Genomic DNA, 17,649 nt, shown 5'->3' on the forward strand with positions numbered 1-17,649 from the left:
ATGAAAATGACTTTCAATTTATGAGTAACAAGAAAGGGCTCTAGCATCATTTGCTAGAGCCTAATTCATTAACTATTGATCCAATCTCCTTCAATCCACTGTCTATCCTTCCTCATTAATCGACATCCATCACTCATTTAAATAGGTTTTAACGCGGTTTTGAATCAGTTTGCTTACTTCTTCAGCTGACTTCTGGCCGCTCAAATATGATTTGACCTCTTCCTTAACGATGGCGTCGATTTTCTTATCAATAGTAGAACTAACTTTAGCTCCCTCTAAAATAGTTTTTGCATACTGGACTTGCTCTTCTAGAAGCTTGGCATCCGGAATTAATTCTTGTTCAGTATTTTCTGTGGAAACGACTCCGGGCTGCTGAGTACCCAATTCCCCCTGTGTGATATTTTGCGCAGCTTCCTGAAGCCTTATATCAGCAGCCCCTCTATGGACAGGGATTCCCATCAATTCCGGCGAAGACTGCATCTCCTCTGAGAGAAGGAACTTCAGAAATTCCCATGCTTCCTTCTGAACTTTCGATTTGCTGTTTATACCTAGTTTGAAGGAGGATTTGTACATCCAACCTTGCGATTGACCGTTTTCTGTTGGCATTTGCAGCATTTGAGTAGACGGATTAACTAAGCTAGATAATAAAGATTGCACTCTATTATTAATCGTATAGGAAAATAGATCCTTTTGATTTTCATTGTCTTCGGAACTAATAATGCCATTATCATACATCGTTTTAATATTTTCCATGAACGTTCTGAACGGTTCCGAATCAAAGTTCACCGATCGCTCGTCCTGAACGAATTGCCGATAACTGCCTTCCAGGAATAGAGACACGATGAAGTCCTGCGGAAATCCGACAAAGGCGTACAACTCTTGACCTTCCTGTTCCCTCATGTCCTTGGTGATGTCCTTCAACTGCTCCCATGTCCAAGTTTTGTCATCAATCTCAACATTCGCTTTTTTTAATAGCTCCTTATTCCCTTCGATCATTAGAAGCATGAAGTTAGTCGGGATCGTATATAACCCATTGCCGATGCGCGAAGATTGAAGAATATTAGAATAAAGCTGGTCTTTATCGAAGGATGAATCGCCGGCTATCCAATCATCCAAATTAGACAAGAGTTTTTTGTCCACAAATTTATCTTCGGGCAAATCCATCATTTCGATCAAATCTGCCCCTTTTCCCGACATCGCTTCGGTTATAACCGACTGGACATATTTCTCCGAGTCCATCACATCGTCCATCGAAAGCTTGACTCCGCCGTCCATTTGCGGCATTGCACTATACTGTTTAATTTCAATGTGAATATCGGGATGAAGCGCCTCAAATTTCTGAACTGCATTTTCAAGAAAAGGATTAGACGATTTCACGGAAAGAACAACGGTTTTTCGATCGCCGTTCTGTGCGGTGTCTGGATTGGATGATGTACTTTTGGAGCTGCATGCAGATACGAATAACAAAAGAGTTAATAAGAGAAATATCCATTTACTGTTCATTGTTTATCATTCCTTTCAGTTCAGTCGAACACGGTTGCCATCCTGCAACGGCTCACTTGCTTCCACAATGATCTTTTCATCAGAACTTATACCAGATAGAATGACAATCTCGTTGCCCGATTCTTCTCCTATTCGCAAATAGGCTTTTTGCGCCGAGTATGTATTGCCGAGCGGACTCTTATTTTCCCGTATAACGAATACATAACTCCCGCCAGCATCTTCCTTGACTAACTCCTTACGGATTACCAGCCCTTGCTGCTTGACCGGCTTGTCCAATTTCACCTCTGCTTGTTCACCACCTTTCAAGTTGTTATCTTTGATCGAGACAGAAATCATTTTTTGCGGGTTACGATCGTTTTTCGTGTCGTTTCCCGCACTTATCCCTCTCTGACTGGCGTCCTCCTTCAATCCACCGTTTGTTATCTTTGCGATGGTTCCATCCACCGACTTTTCCTTTTCGCCTTTCACATTCACCCTTACCGTCTCTCCAATTTGCAGCAATGCTGCGTAATTCGAGTCTGTCTCGAAGGAGAAGGACATGCCTTCATCGGTCTTGGCAAGCGTAAGTATCGTTGCTCCTTGAGGAACACTCCTGCCTTCCTTTACGTTCAAATCGATTACTCTTCCGTTATAAGGTGCTGTCAATTGTGTATTCTTTGCCAGATCCTCTCGTAATTGATCGATCTTTCTCTGCTGCATATTGATGTTCAGTTGTAGTTTCTCTAATTCGCGCTTCGCTTCTTGCAACGCTCCTTCCTCTCCATCCCGTAATTTCAATTTCAATTGCTGCTGCAGTATCTCTCCGTCCAGCGTTTGTTGTTTCAACCGATCCTCCTCATCAAGCAATTGAGCTTCGATGGTTGAGCCGTCGAACGTAGCTAGTACTTGTCCTTTCTTGACTTCGTCATTTTCGTTCACCCTGATATCTTTGACTTTCCAACCGCTCTCATTGATCAAGTCCTCTTTATCGCGAAAGTCAATCGTTCCTGTACCCTTTATCACATGAGTTAGCTGCTTTTTCACCGGTTGTTCTGATGTTACTTTCGGCAGCATCATGGTTTGAAACATGTTGCTGAACAAGGTCAACGCTGCCAACAGAATAAAAAACAGGATAAATAAGTAGCGGGGCAGCCGTCTTTGAGCCTTTTCCATTGTATTTCCTCCTCGGGCGATTCTGTGGATCAAGGGTCGGCTACCCTTTTATACCGGATAGTTCAATCCCTTCGACAAAATATCGTTCGGTGTTTAAAAACAACAGCACCATAGGCGCCATATAAAGAACGGACGCGGCAAAGGCAACGCCGTATGTTTCCTCCTGAATACGAGACAGAAAGACGGATAGCGGTTGAAGATGAGCATCCTGCAGGAAAATAAGCGGCTGCTCGACCATATTCCAGTAGTCAGCGAACAATAGTACAACCAGCGCCGTTAAGCCCGGTTTAATCATCGGCAAGACAATTGATTGGAATATTCGCCAATAGCCCGCTCCATCGATTCTGGCGGCTTCCAGGTAAGCCGAAGGGATCTGCTGAATGAATTGCCGCAGCAAGAATACGCCAAAGGTGGCGAATATGCCTGGAAGGATTATCGCTGCGGGACTGTTCAACAGTCCCAAACGATCGACTGTAATATAATTGGGTACCAGCGTCACCTGAAACGGCATGAGCATAACCATGAGGTAACAAAAGAACAACAAATTCCTGCCCGGAAAACGTAATTTGGCAAAAGCGAAGGCAGCCAAAGCGGATAGTGCCGTCTGTCCGATAATGATGGCGAATACCATGTATACCGAGTTCCAGAACATGTATAAAAACTGAGGGGTAGCGATTAGAACCTTAAAATATTGATGAATAGAAATCCAGTCCGGAATCCATTTTAGATTGGCAAATTCACTCGTATCCGATTTCCCAAGCATACTGTAATTTGTAATAATCTCCTGTTCCGTCATTAAGGAATTGACGATCGTCAGCACAACTGGTACGAGTATGACCAGAGCTATTGCGATTAATAGCAATGTGCGCATCCATGTGAAGATGGCTTGCATTTTTTTCTTGCCCATAGCTAAACTCTCCTGTCATGAATTACTACTCCATAAAAGAACGAAACCTATTCTCGATTTGAAATAACACAACAACCAGCACAATTATGAAGAGCGCCATCAATGTCGCAGCGGCGGTAAGCTTTTGAATGTCCAACGACAGGAACATATTGTTCATATAGTGCTGCATCATATAGATGCGGTCATAGGGGTAGGAACCGGCTAGCAAATATGTTTCGCGAAAAATTTTGAACGAATTCAATATGGACATCAAGATGACGAGGAACATCGCCGGCGTCAAATAAATCAGTGTGATGCCGAAAAGTCTACGGAGCGGGCCAGCGCCTTCCAACTCCGCGATCTCGTAATACTGCTCAGGAACGTTTTGAAGCCCAGCCAAAAACAAAATCACGTTGTATCCGATGTTTTTCCATAAAAACGCGAGAATAAGCACCCATACGGACCAATCTGATTTCATCCAATCGATGCGGCCAATGTCCAAATACTGTAATATGGCATTCCCTGTTCCGTTCCAATCGAACAAAATCTGCCAGACCATCACGATCGATGCCACCGGTACGACAAGCGGCATCACATAAGCTGTACGCAGCCAGTTTCGGAAGAACACCCGCCGGTTCAACATCATAGCCAGGAATAATGATACGATCAAAATGATCGGTACGCTGACAGCAGTAAACCAAAACGTATTGGCAGCAGCCTTGTGAAAAGACGAGCTTTCGAGCAATTCCATATAGTTGCCGAGGGTAAATGTCCCTTCAATCCGCTCTTGAAACGAGTACCCTACACTATTGATAAAAGGAACCAAATAAAACACAGAAAACCCTATAAGGCTCGGAGCGAGAAAACAAAACGCGGCAAACACTTCCTTCATTTGCCTTCGGTATAAATTCAAAAACTTCAAGCTTCTTGTCTCCCTTCCTCTAGTTCGACTGAACTATGACTGATTATAGGATTTCAACTTGAATCGCATATGAAGCTTATATGAAGTTGGCAAGAAAAAAACCCAGAGCTATGAGCTCCAGGTTCTAGGAAACTGTATGGTGAATAGAACGCCATCGGGCGTATTAACAAGCTTATATTCCGCACAATGGGCTTCCAGCACTTTTTGTACAATATATAAGCCGAGTCCGCTGCCTCCCGTTGCCCGGCTTCGAGACTTCTCTAGACGATAGAACGGGTTGAACAGAAGCAGAAGCTCCTCTTCATTGATGTGAGTCCCCGTATTCAATACCTCCAAATGGATGAAATCGTTGCTTCCACGTAGGCGAACGGATACCTTTTCTCCTTCCCGAGTATACTGCACTGCATTGCCCACTACATTGGACACAGCTTTGGATAATAATCGTTCATCAGCCTGCAGCATCACATCCGGGTCGATTTCACCGACCAGCTTGATCTGTTTCATTTCGCAAAAGTATTCATAGCTATGAAGTAAATTCTCCACAAGCAATGTCGCGTTCACGGGTTGAATTTGGGGCTTGAACGCCTGGCTCTCCAGCTTGGATAGGTCCAGAATTTCATGTACGAGCTTTTCCATGCTTTTCACGATTTCTTGGGATTGCAATAAATATTTGTCTCGATTGTGGTATGGCCCGATTCGATGTATCATCGCTTCGAGTTGGCCGGATACCGCGGTTAGCGGCGTTTTTAGTTCATGAGAAATCGTAGCGATAAATTCCCGTCTTCGCTGTTCCTGATCCTCTTTTCGTTGAATATCATCTGTCAGCCTTGCATTAGCGTCGTGGAGTTCTGTCATCGAACGTTGCAAATCGCGGGATAATTTGTTCAAAGAACCAGCCAATTCGCCGATTTCATCATTGGACTTGATTGTAATTTCATTCGTAAATTCAAATCCTGACATCTGTCGAGCCAATAGGTTTAAGCCAATCAATGGCCGCGTAATAAGCCTTGAATACACATAGGCGCCGACGAATGAAATGAGCAGAATCACAACAAACATATAGGGCAGAAAGGTCCAAATGACAGATGCCGCTTCATCGATTGGCTGCAGAGTAGCACTTACTGATAAGGTATACGATTCGTCATTGCCACCGATCGAGACAAGCGCTGTAGTACTGAATTCCTCCGTTTTGGTGGTAGCAAATGAAAATAAGTTTAATTGCGGGTTATCGATTTGTCGAATGATGATTGACGAACCGCTTATCTTTTCGGAAGCAGCAGGAAGTGATGTAATTGTTTTGTCATTGCTTATGTCATCATTGTAAGGTAGCACATAAAGATGGGGGTAAACCACTTTTCCTTCCCCATTCTTTACTAACACCATTGCATTTTGGCTGTACCCAAAAGCGTCAAGCAAGCCATTCGCCTTGTCCCAGTCGCTATTTTCGAGTTGAGTGACCAGCGTATTAACCCCGGCTGCCAGCCCCTCTTTTTTGGTGTGGTAATAAAAGGAAGGGAGGAAGAAATATAACGCAAGGTACAAAAACAGCGCTGAGACGATCAGCAAGATCGTCGTGATGACAAATATTTTGAAGGTAATGCCTCTATGCCTCATGTTACAGTACCGTCCATAATGTAACCGATGCCTTTTAATGTTCTTATGTAAGGCAAACCTAATTTCTTTCGAATATTTTTGATATGTGCATCCACAATGCGAGTGTCTCCGTAGAAATCGTAGCCCCACAGCTTATCAAGAAGCATTTCTCTGGTTATTGTTCGCCTCGCGTTTTCTACAAAAAACTGCAAAATTTCAAACTCTTTAATGGTCAGCTCAATCATCGTCTGATCAATATAGGCTTTATAACTTTCACATTCCATGCGAAGGCGGTCAAAATGAAGCTCATTAGGTCTGCTTTCCGGCATGGAGCGACGCAGCACAGCTTCAACCCTTTTGACAAGCACATTGAATGAAAAAGGCTTCGATATGAAATCATCCGCTTCTAATTCAAACGCTTTTAGCTGATCCTTCTCTTCGCTTAGAGCAGTCAGAATGATCACAGGCGTCGGATGGTGCCTCCGAATCATTTGACAGACAGAATACCCGTTCATACTCGGCAGCATAATATCTAGCAGGACCAAGTCGAATGTGCCTTGTTGAAACTTTCGGTACCCCTCCATTCCATCTGCAGCTACCTCCACGTAATAGTTTTGTGCCTTGAGAAATTCTTTGATGAGCTCTTGAATATACAAATCATCTTCGATTACCAGGATCTTTATGGACATCGAGTATCACCTCGTCTTTTTTTTCATCCTACTTTACCATAGGTATATGAAGTACAAATAAATTTTAAATAAAAAAGCTCCTTCCCCTCCTGCAAAACGATCAGCATAGAATTGAAAGGATGATCATGGTATAGTGAGAGCAGCAGTGAATATGCAGGAGGTTGCAAGAATGTATAAGAAACAAGCCAGCCCGAACAAGAAGCCGGCACCAAGCAAGTCGCTAACGGTTCAAGAGCCCTCGGAGCTGCTTTCCTTTTTATTAACACAATTGAACGGTCAGGGCCGCAATTCCATCAAGTCCTTGCTGGCACACGGGCAAGTGTACGTGAATGACCGCGTAGAGACCAAATACAATTATCCGCTTCAACCCGGACAAGTGGTTGTGATTCAAAAAGAACGGACTCCCGAGACTGTTCCGCTTATGGGCCTTACAATCCTATTCGAGGATGAGCATCTCATCGTCGTCAATAAGGACGCAGGTCTTCTCTCCATCGCCACGGATAAGGAAACCGATATAACCGCCTATCGCCAGCTGACCTCCCATGTGCGCGCGACAGCCGACAAGGCGCGAATTTTCATCGTCCATCGGTTGGATAGAGATACGTCTGGTGTCATGATGTTTGCCAAAAGCGAAAAGGTCCAGCAATTGCTGCAGCAATCCTGGCAGGAGATCGTTAAAGAACGTTCCTATGTCGCTCTCGTCGAAGGAGCCGTCAAGAAGCCGCAAGGGACGATAACTTCCTGGTTGAAAGAAAGCAAGACACTCAAAATGTACTCCAGCCGCCATCCCAATGATGGTCAGCATGCTGTAACCCATTACAAGCTGCTGCAAGCGAGCAAAGAATTTTCATTAATGGAGGTTCATCTCGAAACGGGGCGGAAAAATCAAATTCGCGTTCATATGGAGGATATCGGGCATCCTGTCGTCGGCGATAAGAAATACGGCTCCCGTACCAAGCCGATAGGAAGACTCGGTCTGCACGCTCGCGTGCTTGCCTTTGATCATCCTATCACGGGTGTGCTCCAACGCTTCGACACGGGCATTCCGAAGCTATTCTTAAGCCCATTTCGGACAGATCCCCGCAAGACTAGAACCAAATAAATAGGTTTTACAAATTTGTTTCACAAAAAGGATGAGAATATGTTAACTATTAGCGGCTATAGCGTTGAGTTTGTTAAAGATCCATTCGGTATTCTAAGCGGCAAGCGCTACGAATTCCTGATTGATATTGAATTGCCTGAAGAAGATGAGCTGCACTCGGAGAAAGGCCTTTATTTGAGGGTTGTATACAGTGTAGAGGAAAGCGGCAACCGAATCATTAAGCATGAAATTATTGAGAAAGAAACGGATCGCCATCTGGAGTTTGAGCTTGAGGATGAAGAAGAGAAATTCGTGCTGGCCTTCTGTGAAGAGCATTACAACGAAGCCTAGAACATTATAGCTTGGCCTTGCACCATCTTAAACTGATAAGGGAAATCCCATTAGGGGCAGCCCGATCATCCTTAAGGTGGTGCATTTTTTATGAGAACAGGAGTGGAGCCAATGAGTATGATTACCATTCGTAGATTGAAAGCCAGTGATGCTTCAACCATTTCAAATGCTTTCCTCGACCAGGGCTGGAATAAGCCCGCGAGTCTATATTCCGCTTATGCAGAGAAGCAAGATAAGGGAGAAAGTGTAACGCTGCTAGCAGAGGTGGAGGGATTATTCGCGGGATACGTCAATATCGTCTGGCAATCCAATTATCCTTATTTCAAAAATAACGCCATTCCCGAGATCCAAGACTTCAACGTTCTGATCAGCTATCGACAACGCGGAATTGGCACCTTGCTAATGGATAAATGCGAAGAGCTTATAAGTCAGCATTCCCCCTTGTCTGGACTTGGTGTAGCGCTATTCCGCGATTACGGTGCTGCACAAACGTTATATATCAAACGGGGTTATGTCCCTGACGGCCAAGGAATTTATAAAAATGGGGAGTATTTGCAATACGGTCAGCAGGTCGTAGTTGATGACGATCTAAATCTATTTTTTGTGAAAAAATTACGCTAATAAGCAGCAGTCGCGGACGGTACCCATGCCCTTAGACTGCTGCTTGTACGATTAAATTGGAATTCGATAAGAGGAATGCTCCTCAATAATATGCTCACCACTCTGGTAGATCCATTTGAAAGAGAATTCCTCCCCTTCATACCCTGTCCGACTGCGGATATCCGGCAATATCACTGCTTCAAAATGCTCCGCTATCGTTGTTTGCAGTCCGCGAATTCGCTCTTCATTAGCTGCGCGCATTTGCTCCGCCTCTTCTTCGCTTTGGGCGGTTTGCATGAAGTAAACGATACCTATCGTTTTTTCATCCATATCATCCGGCAGCGGATAGCCCGATCCTCGGAATATTTCCTTTACCGTTTCATTCCAATCCTGATATAAGTCCATTCTAATGGTATACATAATGGATGCTCCTTTCTTCCATTCAAAAAAATTTATCTGTCTGACCGCTTACGTCCACTTTTTCTGAAAGGCTGCATAAGCCACTCTTATTAGCATAATGCCGATTCTTTTTTATCGCAAATGGATATCGTATGAGCTCGAAGCCACTCTAGCTAAAAACAAACAAGGAGAAAAATAATCGCATGCGATTATCGTTCTCCTTGTTCTATTAGAACGCTTACCCTATTGTCGTCAAGCGTACAAATTGATCAGTATCCGTCCGAATAAATGAAGCTATTCGCGCCATCGTGTGAGGGAGAAGCTGTTGAAAAGCCTCGTAATAAAGATTCATCGTGCTCGACAGCCCATCATCTTCAGCCAGATCATTCAAGGTCGGCGGATGAGTTCTTCCCTCAACCACAACTCTTACCTTCTCAACCAATTCAAGCAACTGGTCATCTCCAAAGTAACGAAGGCTGCTCAGGACATGCTCCCAGCTCTCTCCTTCGCTCAACAAATGAGCTGTCCAAGCATATAGCTCACTAGGCGAATTCTTGGCATGACCATAGAATACATGAAACATCATTAATGCGCGTTGCCCCTCCGTTAACTGCTTGTACAATTGGCCTTTGACTTCCATGCTTTTTGCACGAACCTGGATTAGCATCGGCCCTATACATGCCCAACCCAATGCTTCATCCCCATAAGAATCAAATGCTTGTTTGTCCATTTCCAATAAAATAGTTACCACTCTCCCTACCCATTATTATACAATAAATGGGAGTGTTGGGGAGTGGTAACTCTTATTAGGATACAAATTTATTTTCTTTGCTCAGCTCTTTTGACTTGGTCTTGCACGCTTGGCACACACCATGGAAATCAAGCCTATGATCAAGCACCTTAAATCCATATTCAAGCTCCAACCGATTCTCTATCGGCAGCAGCCAATCATCCATAATTTCTTCAACACGCCCACATTCCGTACAAATCAAATGGTGATGGTGATGGTCTTGATCATTATTTCTAAGATCAAATCTAGTAGCTCCATCCCCAAAGTTGACTTTTTCAACAATATGGAGATCACTTAATAATTCCAGTGCGCGATATACAGTTGCAAGGCCTATTTCCGGATTGGTGCGTTTCAGAAGCATGTAGACATCCTCTGCATTCAGATGATCCTTCTCATTCTCTAACAGAACACGTACCGTTGCCTCCCGTTGAGGGGTCAGCTTAAACCCTTTGGTTTTTAACTGACGGTTGATTATTGCCACTCGTTCTTCTATAATCAAGGCTGCTCACCGCCCTTCGAATTTTAAATAGGTTGTGCTCATAAAATATAGTGATTATCATATTATCATAATTATAATAAACAGGCAATGTAAGGAGCTAAACCGATCATGAAGACCTGCCCTCTGTGCCATACTGATAATAATTGTGGACTCTTAGCCGGAACCACGCCTGCATCATGCTGGTGCTTCTCCATTCAGATCCCGGAAGAGGTGTTGAAGAAGATTCCAGAAGCGCTGCGCGATAAAGCTTGTATTTGCCAAAGTTGTGCGAAGCAGATTATTCCCAGTCCAGATGCTCCTTAAAGCTGACTGTTTCTTTCCCCTAACCAGTGACAGCCTGAATCCTAACATGAAACAGAGCCTCCCAATCTGAAGAGGATTGGAAGGTTCTGCTGTTCTGTTCTAGGATGAAGCATCTGGTTTCACCGAGATCAAGACGAGCAATGCGCATACAACCCCGCAGCCAGCGAAGATATAGAACATCATCGCCTCTTTGTTCAAGATCAAGGCCGTTATCAATGGGCCCAGCGCCACGCCAATGAAGCGGGTACTGCTATAGATGGAAGTGATTGTTCCTCGCTGCTTCTTCTCGATTCCTTCTGTAATTAATGCATCCAGACAAGGCAGTATTAACCCGATGCCCGCACCGCTTACGAACATTAAAGACAACAGGACAACTAAGCTCTGAGAGTTAATAATGCCACATGCTAGCATGCTAGCCGCCGCCAATAGCGTTCCCGCTACAGTGAACCATTTCATGCGGGGCTTGTTCTCTCCAACTATTTTTCCTGTAACAAAAGAAGCAAGGCAAATGGCACTAAGCGGAATTGCCAGCAAGCAGCCCTTCCATATTCCATCAATGTGATACTGGTCTTCGAGAACCGAGGATAAATAATACAAAAACCCGAACATGATAAACATGGCAATACCGCCAATTGCGAATATGGCGTATAGCCAGTGGCCTTTTTCGGACAATATGGATTTAACTGAGCGGATAAACTGCTTCAAGGATTGATCCGATTGATTCGGTTTTTTCTTCGGCTCTTTCACAAGAAATAGTACAGCAATAACGGACAGCACACAGATGATTGGAATAACGGCAAGCGGGAGATACCAGACCACTAAAGCCAAGGCCGAGCCTAGAATCGGACTGACCACTTTGCCGAATGTATTCGACGTCTCAATCATACCTAGCCCGCTCGTTACCTCTTCTTCACTATCGAACATATCCCCAACTAAAGGAAGCACGATAGGAAAAGCACCTGCTGCCCCAATCCCTTGAATGAAGCGCCCGAGCAAAATCATGGAGTAGACATGTTCTTTCATTAGCCAGGCGGATAAGCCTGAGACCGCTCCACCAATAGCAGCTAAAGATAATCCGATAATAATGATCCGTTTTCGGCCGAAACGATCCGACAAATAGCCAGCGATAGGAATACAAAGGATCGAAATGGCAGCATACACGGTAATAATTAAGCTCGATTGCATGGCTGTTATCTTCAATTCCTTTTTCATCAAAGGAAGAACCGGAATCAGCATTGAATTAGCGAGCGTCATAATTAACGGTATGGATGCGAGTGCAGCTAAGTCCAGTTTTTTTCTTTCCTTCAACAGAGCTCACCTGTCTCCCGATGTAAGTAGAACGCAATTCATAACGTTTAATCTACACTAGGTGGCGCCGTTTCATTCTTGGCTTCTTTTGTCAGGCTATAACTGCTGCGGCCAATCGGGTATAAATAGAAAAATAACAATGCCGCAAGCAAGGCGATAATGGGAATGACACTAAGCATGGAACGCAAGCCCCAAATCGCTGCTTCAGTCTGCTGAGGGGCGTCTTTCACATAACCCGTCGTCTCCAGAACGATTCCTAAGACGACTGCTTGCAAGGATACGCTCCAGCGGACAATAAAGCCATTCATGCCGAAGTACATACCTTCACGGCGTTCGCCTGTACGCTTCTCATCCTCATCAATTACTTCGGACAGCAAAATTTCTAATAAAACCATTATCCCTGCCAGCCCTATCCCAATAAATGAGGCCGTCACTACTGCTGCTGTTACACTTGTCACGAACAAGAACGGAAAGAGTGCCAGCATGTAACAAATAATAGCCGTAATAATCGTCTTCCGCGGACCCCATCGCTGTACAACACGCCCCCATAAATAAACGAACGGAATCGCAATAAGGAATATAGCGCCTAGCACGAGGGTGTTACTGTCCTCAGAGGCCAAAAGTACATATTTAGTGAAAAAGGGGATCATGGCTGGAAGCAGCGCAAACGTGAATTGTACGAAAAAGCTTCCAATGACATAGAGCAGAAAAGCTTTATTGCCAAAGGTATAGGTTACGGCTTGCCTAAATTTGATCGTTGCTTCAGGAGCCGTTCCCTTCTCTTTGCTCACCGATAAGGCCACGAGGAAAAATAACAAAGCTATACTGGCGAAGATGGCTCCCATCGGTCCCCAGCCTAACCTGCTGTATAAAAGGGGAGGCAGCGCTACACCGATGATCATTCCGACAATGCCAAGCATCTGTCTCCATGAAGAGACATTTGCCCGCTCCTTAATTGTGACGAATAATTCAGGGAACAATGCTGAATAATTCAACACGACCATTACGTAGGCAATATCATAGACTAATATGATGAGCAGAAAATACCAGAACAGCGCTGCTCCTGTACCTACCGGGAACCATATCGCCGTGAATAGTGCGGCTAATGGAATGATGCCGAACATCATGTAAGGCACTCTTCTTCCCCAGCGTGTTCTGGTCCTGTCAGACAAATAGCCAAACAAAGGATTCAGCAGCGCATTAAAAATCCCATGTATAACCATCGCCATCGTTATCCAGTACGGCCTTGCACCCAGTACATCTACATAATAAAAGACGATATAAGTCGAGAATGCCTGTGCGATCAAACTAACCGACAAATTACCCGAGCTATACGCTACCTTTTTCCCCAAACTTAGGTCTGCCATCAGCTTCACTCTCCTATAAAATAAACAAGCTTCTCCAATCCTTACCATATTACTCGATTCTGAATACTTATTCTATACTGGATATAGGACACTAAAAAAAGATCGTAATTCCAGCCAAATATAGATTGAATAAATATTCATTTTATCTCATAATTATAAAATCTATTCTAAAAAATGTGAGGGTGGCCTAATGGAGCTCATATGCGAGTCCAATAACTTGGAAGACTATTTGGAAGAAACGGAAGCCGTGGATTATAGCCATTATTTGATAAAGGAGGCAGCAGAGGAATTACATAACCGATCGTTAAATGAATTTGAATTCATTAAAGCTGCTTTTGAATTTGTTCGTGACAACATCTCTCATTCTTGGGATATCCAAAGCTCGCGCATTACGTATAGAGCATCTGAGGTCCTTTTGTTCCAAGAAGGAATTTGTTATGCCAAGTCCAATCTTTTATGTGCTTTACTGAGATGCCAAGGAATACCAGCGGGCTTCTGTTACCAACGTTTAACTTTAGGAGATACTCCTGATACGGGCTACGTGATCCATGCATTAAATGCTGTCTATCTTACATCAATGGGAAGATGGATTCGCTTGGATGCACGTGGGAATAAAAGGGGTGTAGATGCCCAGCTCTCTCTGGGAGAAGAAAAATTAGCTTTTCCGATACGCAAATTATACGAAGAAATAGATTATCCTGTCATTTACACGACGCCAAATATAAAAACAACCACTGCCTTACTTCAGAATTCAGATTGTATGAAAATGTGTCTCTATGGCCTTCCCTCAGAGTTGTAGCCGTTAAATGTGGCAGGACAAGATCATATATAGCCATAAAAATATCCCCCTCAAGTATCACTGCACCTCCATGATAACTTGGCGGTTTTTTGAGTGTCTACTTAAGGGGGATAGGGATAATACCATAAAGGGGCCAAACAGCTTGTTTACAGTAGTGTCTTCTGGTGTTCGTGTTCGTATAGATCGGGACGGCGGTCGTAGAAGGGCGCTACCGCGCCGCGTTCTCGATTCTCTCGGAGCTGGTGAAAGTCGAGCTCGGCCAGCACCGTACTGTTTTCGTTCGTTTCTCCGACCTGCAAAATGCCATCCGCGGCGAACGGTAAATCGCATGGAGTGAATACGCCCGCTTGGCAAAAACCAATGTCCACCTGCGGACGATCCTCAGACAAAGCTCCGACGAGGCCGCTCAATACCACGAACAGCTGATTCTCGATCGCCCTTGCTTGGGCGCAATGCCGCACGCGATGGTACCCGAAGGAGCTATCGGTATAGGAAGGGCATAGAAGAAGCTCCGCGCCGCGAAGCGCGGCTGCCCTCGCCAGCTCCGGGAACTCGATGTCGTAACAGGTCAAGATCGCCATCTTGCCCCACTTTGTATCGAATACGTTAAGCTCGTCGCCCGCGACCAGAGGCCAGCGAATCTGCTCCTCTGGCGTAAGATGCACCTTGCTCTGCGTCTCGACCCGTCCGTCGGGAAAGAAGAGGAATGCCTTGTTCGAGTACTCTCCCTCTTCCACTAAGCAAATATGTGTCCCCGCTTGTATGGCAATATCGCATTCTCGGCTTAGGTCTCCGAAGAACGCCATATATTTATCCGTCAGCCCATTTAGATAATAACACGCTTCATCGTGCAGCATCGCCGGCTCTATGCTTAGTAAGTGAGCGGTCATGTATTCCGGGAACACGATCATGGAGGCGCCCTGCTCGGCAGCATCCCGAACCTTCGTGGCGATTCCCGTCCAGAACTCTTCTTCGGTGCGGATATCGGTCAGACCGTATTGCGTGGTTGCTATCGTTAACTTCTTCATATGCACCTCTGTTATGGTTTAAGTACGAATTTGTAAGGAATAGATGTCCGTCCGGCGATCCTTGAACGATAATGCATCGTTGGATTTACGGTACCTCTCCAGCGTTTCCATGTCTACCTCGGCCATGATGACCGTCTCTGTATTCTCACTGCACTCCCCCGCAATGCCGTCGCGAGAGAAGGAGAAATCGGCTGGCGTATAAATGCCGGACTGGGCGTACTGAACGTCTACATTGTCCACATGGGTTAGATTACCTACTGTTCCCGCGGTTACAATGAATACCTGGTTCTCGATCGCCCTAGCCTGTGCGCAGTACTTCACTCTCAGGAACGTCTGCCTATCTTCCGCACAGAAAGGAACGAATATAATCTGTGCTCCCTCCTCCGCGACGATACGCGACAACTCCGGATACTCGATATCGCTGCTGAGCTGAATCGATATTTTACCGCAGTCCGTATCGAACACCCCGAGTGAGTTCCCCCCGTTGATCCCCCACCACTTCCGCTCGTTCGGAGAAATATGCAGCTTGTATTGCTGCTCAATTGTGCCGTCTCGGCGGAATAAGTGAGCCACATTGTAGATCCGGTTATTGTTCTCAATGAAGTGGGAGCCACCTACGATATTTACATTATACTTGACCGCGAGCTCGGAGAATAACTCCACATAATGGGTCGTATAGGTCGTAAGCTTCCGGACAGCCAAGCTCGGAGACCGGTCATCCAAGAATGAAAGCAGCTGCATCGTGAAGTTCTCCGGGAAAACGGCGAAATCGGATTTGTAATCCGATGCTACGTCCACGTAATGCTCGCACTGGGTAGCGAATTCCTCGAAAGAATCGATCTTCTTCATCATATACTGGACGACGCAAATGCGGACAGGGAAAGACATTTTATAAAGTGTCTTGTTGATGCTCGGCCTGTATTCGATATTATTCCATTCTAACAGGGCCGCGAAATTCTCAGAATCGGCGTCATCGGACAAATAATTGGTAATGATTCTCTTCAGCGTAAATCCATTCATCATCTGAAAAGTCAGTACCGGATCGTAGATGTTCTGCTGCAACACTTCCTCTGCATAAGCCCTTGGAGACAACTTATCAGAATAGTTGTGATACCCCGGGATGCGTCCCCCAACTATAATACTCTTGAGGTTACGCTGCTCCGCCAGCCGTTTCCTTGCCTCGTATAATCTTCTGCCGATTTTCATGCGACGGAAATCTGGATGTACCATGACCTCCATCCCATAAAGGTTCCCGCCACGGGGGTTATGGTTGCGAATATAGCCCTTGTCTGTGATTTCGGAATACGAATGCTGCTCCAAATAATCGTCGAAGTTCACGATCAAGCTAGAACAGGAGCCGATAATTTCACCATCAAGCTCGACGCATATTTGACCTTCGGGAAATATGCGGACGTGGCTTTCTAATTGATCCAGCTTCCAAGGAGACATGTTCGGAAAACAAATATTTTGCAGCGCGATGATTTTATCGAAATCTTCTCGTTCAATGTTGCGGATGATGATTTTCTTTTCGAATTGCGAGATTGGATCGGTTGTCATAGAAATAAGACCCCTTTGTAAATCTGTTTAACAATATTATACCACATTTGTCCTTGTCTCTAATCACCCTTGAGTTTAGAGGTGGTTTCTGGATCATTAAAAAAATCCATTAAGACAGCACAATTGCCGCTTAATGGATCTCATCTTACCTTATATAAAAATTAGGCCGTTGGATTGTCCCCGACCGGCTTCGACATGCGTGTATACAAATGGCCGCTAACGGTCAATTCCCCGTCCTCCGAATAGCCCATCTTCTTATAGAGCGCAAATGCGCGGTCATTATTTTCTTCTACGATGAGTGAAACTTTGTTATAGCCTACTTTTTCTGCCTGAAGCTCAAATGCTCCCATTAAGGTCTTGGCGATCCCTTGACCTTGATAAGACTCATGTACGGATATCGAGTCCAAATAATATTCTCCCGGCCTCGTCTCTGCCGTAATCGTATAGCCGCTAATGCCGGTCTCCTGCTCCACCCGTTCAATAAAAGGCCGATCCAAGCTTTCCGCATCATCGCCTCCATAACAAATAAGGATACCGGCAATACAGCCATCCCTCTTATCGACAATCACATTCTGATAACTGATCCGGTTCCCTTCTTGCTCGTAAAATCCGGCCAGTATGCCCATTGCCTTCTCTTCATCATCCACGCCCGCAAGCGAGCAGGCGATTGAACCAATTGCAGCATGCAATAGCGGCATGACTTGCTTCACGTCTTCTTTCTTAGCAGCCTGTATCATGTTGTCCTCCTCGAAGTGTGCATTAATGTTCTATTTTAACGCATTATGAACTATTCTAACATGTTATAATCAAGCAGGTGATTAC

The 17,649-nt window shown here is 44.9% G+C and carries 19 protein-coding genes; 5 read left to right on the forward strand and 14 right to left on the reverse strand.

Annotation, left to right across the window (positions count from 1 at the left end; translation table 11 throughout):
* Positions 1-129 precede the first annotated feature (129 nt).
* The 6 genes from AC50YO_RS22950 to AC50YO_RS22975 form a co-directional block, all read right to left on the reverse strand.
* On the reverse strand, positions 130-1,503 hold the full coding sequence (locus tag AC50YO_RS22950) for an ABC transporter substrate-binding protein (RefSeq protein ID WP_494850631.1): 1,374 nt from the start codon (positions 1,501-1,503) through the stop codon (positions 130-132).
* Between the two features lie 15 nt (positions 1,504-1,518).
* Positions 1,519-2,655 carry an efflux RND transporter periplasmic adaptor subunit gene (locus AC50YO_RS22955; protein ID WP_494850633.1) on the reverse strand — a complete coding sequence of 379 codons (1,137 nt, stop codon included), beginning with the start codon at positions 2,653-2,655 and terminating at the stop codon, positions 1,519-1,521.
* A gap of 40 nt (positions 2,656-2,695) precedes the next feature.
* Positions 2,696-3,562 carry a carbohydrate ABC transporter permease gene (locus tag AC50YO_RS22960; protein WP_494850635.1) on the reverse strand — a complete coding sequence of 289 codons (867 nt, stop codon included), beginning with the start codon at positions 3,560-3,562 and terminating at the stop codon, positions 2,696-2,698.
* Positions 3,563-3,587: 25 nt separating this feature from the next.
* Positions 3,588-4,433, reverse strand: a complete 846-nt coding sequence (locus tag AC50YO_RS22965; RefSeq protein ID WP_494850682.1) for a carbohydrate ABC transporter permease — start codon at positions 4,431-4,433, stop codon at positions 3,588-3,590.
* Between the two features lie 138 nt (positions 4,434-4,571).
* The gene (locus tag AC50YO_RS22970) at positions 4,572-6,077 is read right to left on the reverse strand and encodes a sensor histidine kinase (protein ID WP_494850637.1); all 1,506 of its coding nucleotides are present in this window, start codon (positions 6,075-6,077) and stop codon (positions 4,572-4,574) included.
* Complete coding sequence (locus AC50YO_RS22975) at positions 6,074-6,745, reverse strand: response regulator transcription factor (RefSeq protein ID WP_494850639.1); 672 nt, start codon at positions 6,743-6,745, stop codon at positions 6,074-6,076. Before AC50YO_RS22975 ends, AC50YO_RS22970 begins: the two co-directional genes overlap by 4 nt.
* Before the next feature lie 169 nt (positions 6,746-6,914).
* Here AC50YO_RS22975 and AC50YO_RS22980 point away from each other — a divergent pair, with 169 nt between their 5' ends.
* The 3 genes from AC50YO_RS22980 (at position 6,915) to AC50YO_RS22990 (ending at position 8,798) form a co-directional block, all read left to right on the forward strand.
* Positions 6,915-7,847, forward strand: coding sequence for an RluA family pseudouridine synthase (locus tag AC50YO_RS22980; RefSeq protein WP_494850641.1), 933 nt, complete (start codon positions 6,915-6,917; stop codon positions 7,845-7,847).
* Between the two features lie 39 nt (positions 7,848-7,886).
* A complete protein-coding gene (locus tag AC50YO_RS22985; protein ID WP_494850643.1) occupies positions 7,887-8,177 on the forward strand; it encodes a DUF6509 family protein in 291 nt (96 codons plus the stop codon).
* 111 nt (positions 8,178-8,288) lie between these two features.
* Complete coding sequence (locus AC50YO_RS22990) at positions 8,289-8,798, forward strand: GNAT family N-acetyltransferase (protein WP_494850645.1); 510 nt, start codon at positions 8,289-8,291, stop codon at positions 8,796-8,798.
* A gap of 51 nt (positions 8,799-8,849) precedes the next feature.
* Here the strand turns inward: AC50YO_RS22990 and AC50YO_RS22995 are convergent, their stop codons facing one another.
* The 3 genes from AC50YO_RS22995 to fur all read right to left on the reverse strand — a co-directional run bounded on the left by AC50YO_RS22995 (position 8,850) and on the right by fur (position 10,459).
* Entirely contained in the window at positions 8,850-9,197 is a 348-nt protein-coding gene (locus AC50YO_RS22995) for a hypothetical protein (RefSeq protein ID WP_494850647.1), read from the reverse strand.
* Positions 9,198-9,414: 217 nt separating this feature from the next.
* On the reverse strand, positions 9,415-9,906 hold the full coding sequence (locus tag AC50YO_RS23000) for a hypothetical protein (RefSeq protein WP_494850649.1): 492 nt from the start codon (positions 9,904-9,906) through the stop codon (positions 9,415-9,417).
* Between the two features lie 76 nt (positions 9,907-9,982).
* Positions 9,983-10,459 (reverse strand): ferric iron uptake transcriptional regulator, encoded by a 477-nt coding sequence (gene fur, locus AC50YO_RS23005; RefSeq protein ID WP_494850683.1) that lies wholly within the window; start codon positions 10,457-10,459, stop codon positions 9,983-9,985.
* A 114-nt stretch (positions 10,460-10,573) separates the two neighbouring features.
* Here fur and AC50YO_RS23010 point away from each other — a divergent pair, with 114 nt between their 5' ends.
* Positions 10,574-10,768 carry a cysteine-rich CWC family protein gene (locus tag AC50YO_RS23010; protein ID WP_494850651.1) on the forward strand — a complete coding sequence of 65 codons (195 nt, stop codon included), beginning with the start codon at positions 10,574-10,576 and terminating at the stop codon, positions 10,766-10,768.
* A gap of 99 nt (positions 10,769-10,867) precedes the next feature.
* Here the strand turns inward: AC50YO_RS23010 and AC50YO_RS23015 are convergent, their stop codons facing one another.
* Positions 10,868-12,076, reverse strand: coding sequence for an MFS transporter (locus tag AC50YO_RS23015; RefSeq protein ID WP_494850653.1), 1,209 nt, complete (start codon positions 12,074-12,076; stop codon positions 10,868-10,870).
* Between the two features lie 47 nt (positions 12,077-12,123).
* Positions 12,124-13,443, reverse strand: a complete 1,320-nt coding sequence (locus tag AC50YO_RS23020) for an MFS transporter (RefSeq protein ID WP_494850655.1) — start codon at positions 13,441-13,443, stop codon at positions 12,124-12,126.
* A 190-nt stretch (positions 13,444-13,633) separates the two neighbouring features.
* Here AC50YO_RS23020 and AC50YO_RS23025 point away from each other — a divergent pair, with 190 nt between their 5' ends.
* Positions 13,634-14,242 carry a transglutaminase-like domain-containing protein gene (locus AC50YO_RS23025; protein WP_494850657.1) on the forward strand — a complete coding sequence of 203 codons (609 nt, stop codon included), beginning with the start codon at positions 13,634-13,636 and terminating at the stop codon, positions 14,240-14,242.
* A gap of 146 nt (positions 14,243-14,388) precedes the next feature.
* Here the strand turns inward: AC50YO_RS23025 and AC50YO_RS23030 are convergent, their stop codons facing one another.
* From AC50YO_RS23030 to AC50YO_RS23040, 3 genes are all read right to left on the reverse strand, one after another.
* On the reverse strand, positions 14,389-15,270 hold the full coding sequence (locus AC50YO_RS23030; protein WP_494850658.1) for a nitrilase-related carbon-nitrogen hydrolase: 882 nt from the start codon (positions 15,268-15,270) through the stop codon (positions 14,389-14,391).
* Between the two features lie 18 nt (positions 15,271-15,288).
* Positions 15,289-16,827 (reverse strand): GNAT family N-acetyltransferase, encoded by a 1,539-nt coding sequence (locus AC50YO_RS23035; RefSeq protein ID WP_494850659.1) that lies wholly within the window; start codon positions 16,825-16,827, stop codon positions 15,289-15,291.
* A gap of 161 nt (positions 16,828-16,988) precedes the next feature.
* The gene (locus tag AC50YO_RS23040; RefSeq protein WP_494850660.1) at positions 16,989-17,564 is read right to left on the reverse strand and encodes a GNAT family N-acetyltransferase; all 576 of its coding nucleotides are present in this window, start codon (positions 17,562-17,564) and stop codon (positions 16,989-16,991) included.
* Positions 17,565-17,649 lie beyond the last annotated feature (85 nt).

It is taken from the genome of Paenibacillus sp. J22P59, assembly GCF_059383895.1.

Bases quoted from the DNA above. Each gene is read 5' to 3' on its own strand.
- AC50YO_RS23010 (WP_494850651.1), top strand. From the start codon at position 10,574: ATGAAGACCTGCCCTCTGTGCCATACTGATAATAATTGTGGACTCTTA.
- AC50YO_RS23020 (WP_494850655.1), bottom strand. From the start codon at position 13,443: ATGGCAGACCTAAGTTTGGGGAAAAAGGTAGCGTATAGCTCGGGTAAT.
- AC50YO_RS23000 (WP_494850649.1), bottom strand. From the start codon at position 9,906: ATGGACAAACAAGCATTTGATTCTTATGGGGATGAAGCATTGGGTTGG.
- AC50YO_RS22970 (WP_494850637.1), bottom strand. From the start codon at position 6,077: ATGAGGCATAGAGGCATTACCTTCAAAATATTTGTCATCACGACGATC.
- AC50YO_RS22955 (WP_494850633.1), bottom strand. From the start codon at position 2,655: ATGGAAAAGGCTCAAAGACGGCTGCCCCGCTACTTATTTATCCTGTTT.
- AC50YO_RS22965 (WP_494850682.1), bottom strand. From the start codon at position 4,433: ATGAAGGAAGTGTTTGCCGCGTTTTGTTTTCTCGCTCCGAGCCTTATA.
- AC50YO_RS23040 (WP_494850660.1), bottom strand. From the start codon at position 17,564: ATGATACAGGCTGCTAAGAAAGAAGACGTGAAGCAAGTCATGCCGCTA.
- AC50YO_RS22995 (WP_494850647.1), bottom strand. From the start codon at position 9,197: ATGTATACCATTAGAATGGACTTATATCAGGATTGGAATGAAACGGTA.
- AC50YO_RS22960 (WP_494850635.1), bottom strand. From the start codon at position 3,562: ATGGGCAAGAAAAAAATGCAAGCCATCTTCACATGGATGCGCACATTG.
- AC50YO_RS22985 (WP_494850643.1), top strand. From the start codon at position 7,887: ATGTTAACTATTAGCGGCTATAGCGTTGAGTTTGTTAAAGATCCATTC.
- AC50YO_RS23030 (WP_494850658.1), bottom strand. From the start codon at position 15,270: ATGAAGAAGTTAACGATAGCAACCACGCAATACGGTCTGACCGATATC.
- AC50YO_RS22980 (WP_494850641.1), top strand. From the start codon at position 6,915: ATGTATAAGAAACAAGCCAGCCCGAACAAGAAGCCGGCACCAAGCAAG.
- AC50YO_RS23035 (WP_494850659.1), bottom strand. From the start codon at position 16,827: ATGACAACCGATCCAATCTCGCAATTCGAAAAGAAAATCATCATCCGC.
- AC50YO_RS23025 (WP_494850657.1), top strand. From the start codon at position 13,634: ATGGAGCTCATATGCGAGTCCAATAACTTGGAAGACTATTTGGAAGAA.
- AC50YO_RS22990 (WP_494850645.1), top strand. From the start codon at position 8,289: ATGAGTATGATTACCATTCGTAGATTGAAAGCCAGTGATGCTTCAACC.
- AC50YO_RS22950 (WP_494850631.1), bottom strand. From the start codon at position 1,503: ATGAACAGTAAATGGATATTTCTCTTATTAACTCTTTTGTTATTCGTA.
- AC50YO_RS22975 (WP_494850639.1), bottom strand. From the start codon at position 6,745: ATGTCCATAAAGATCCTGGTAATCGAAGATGATTTGTATATTCAAGAG.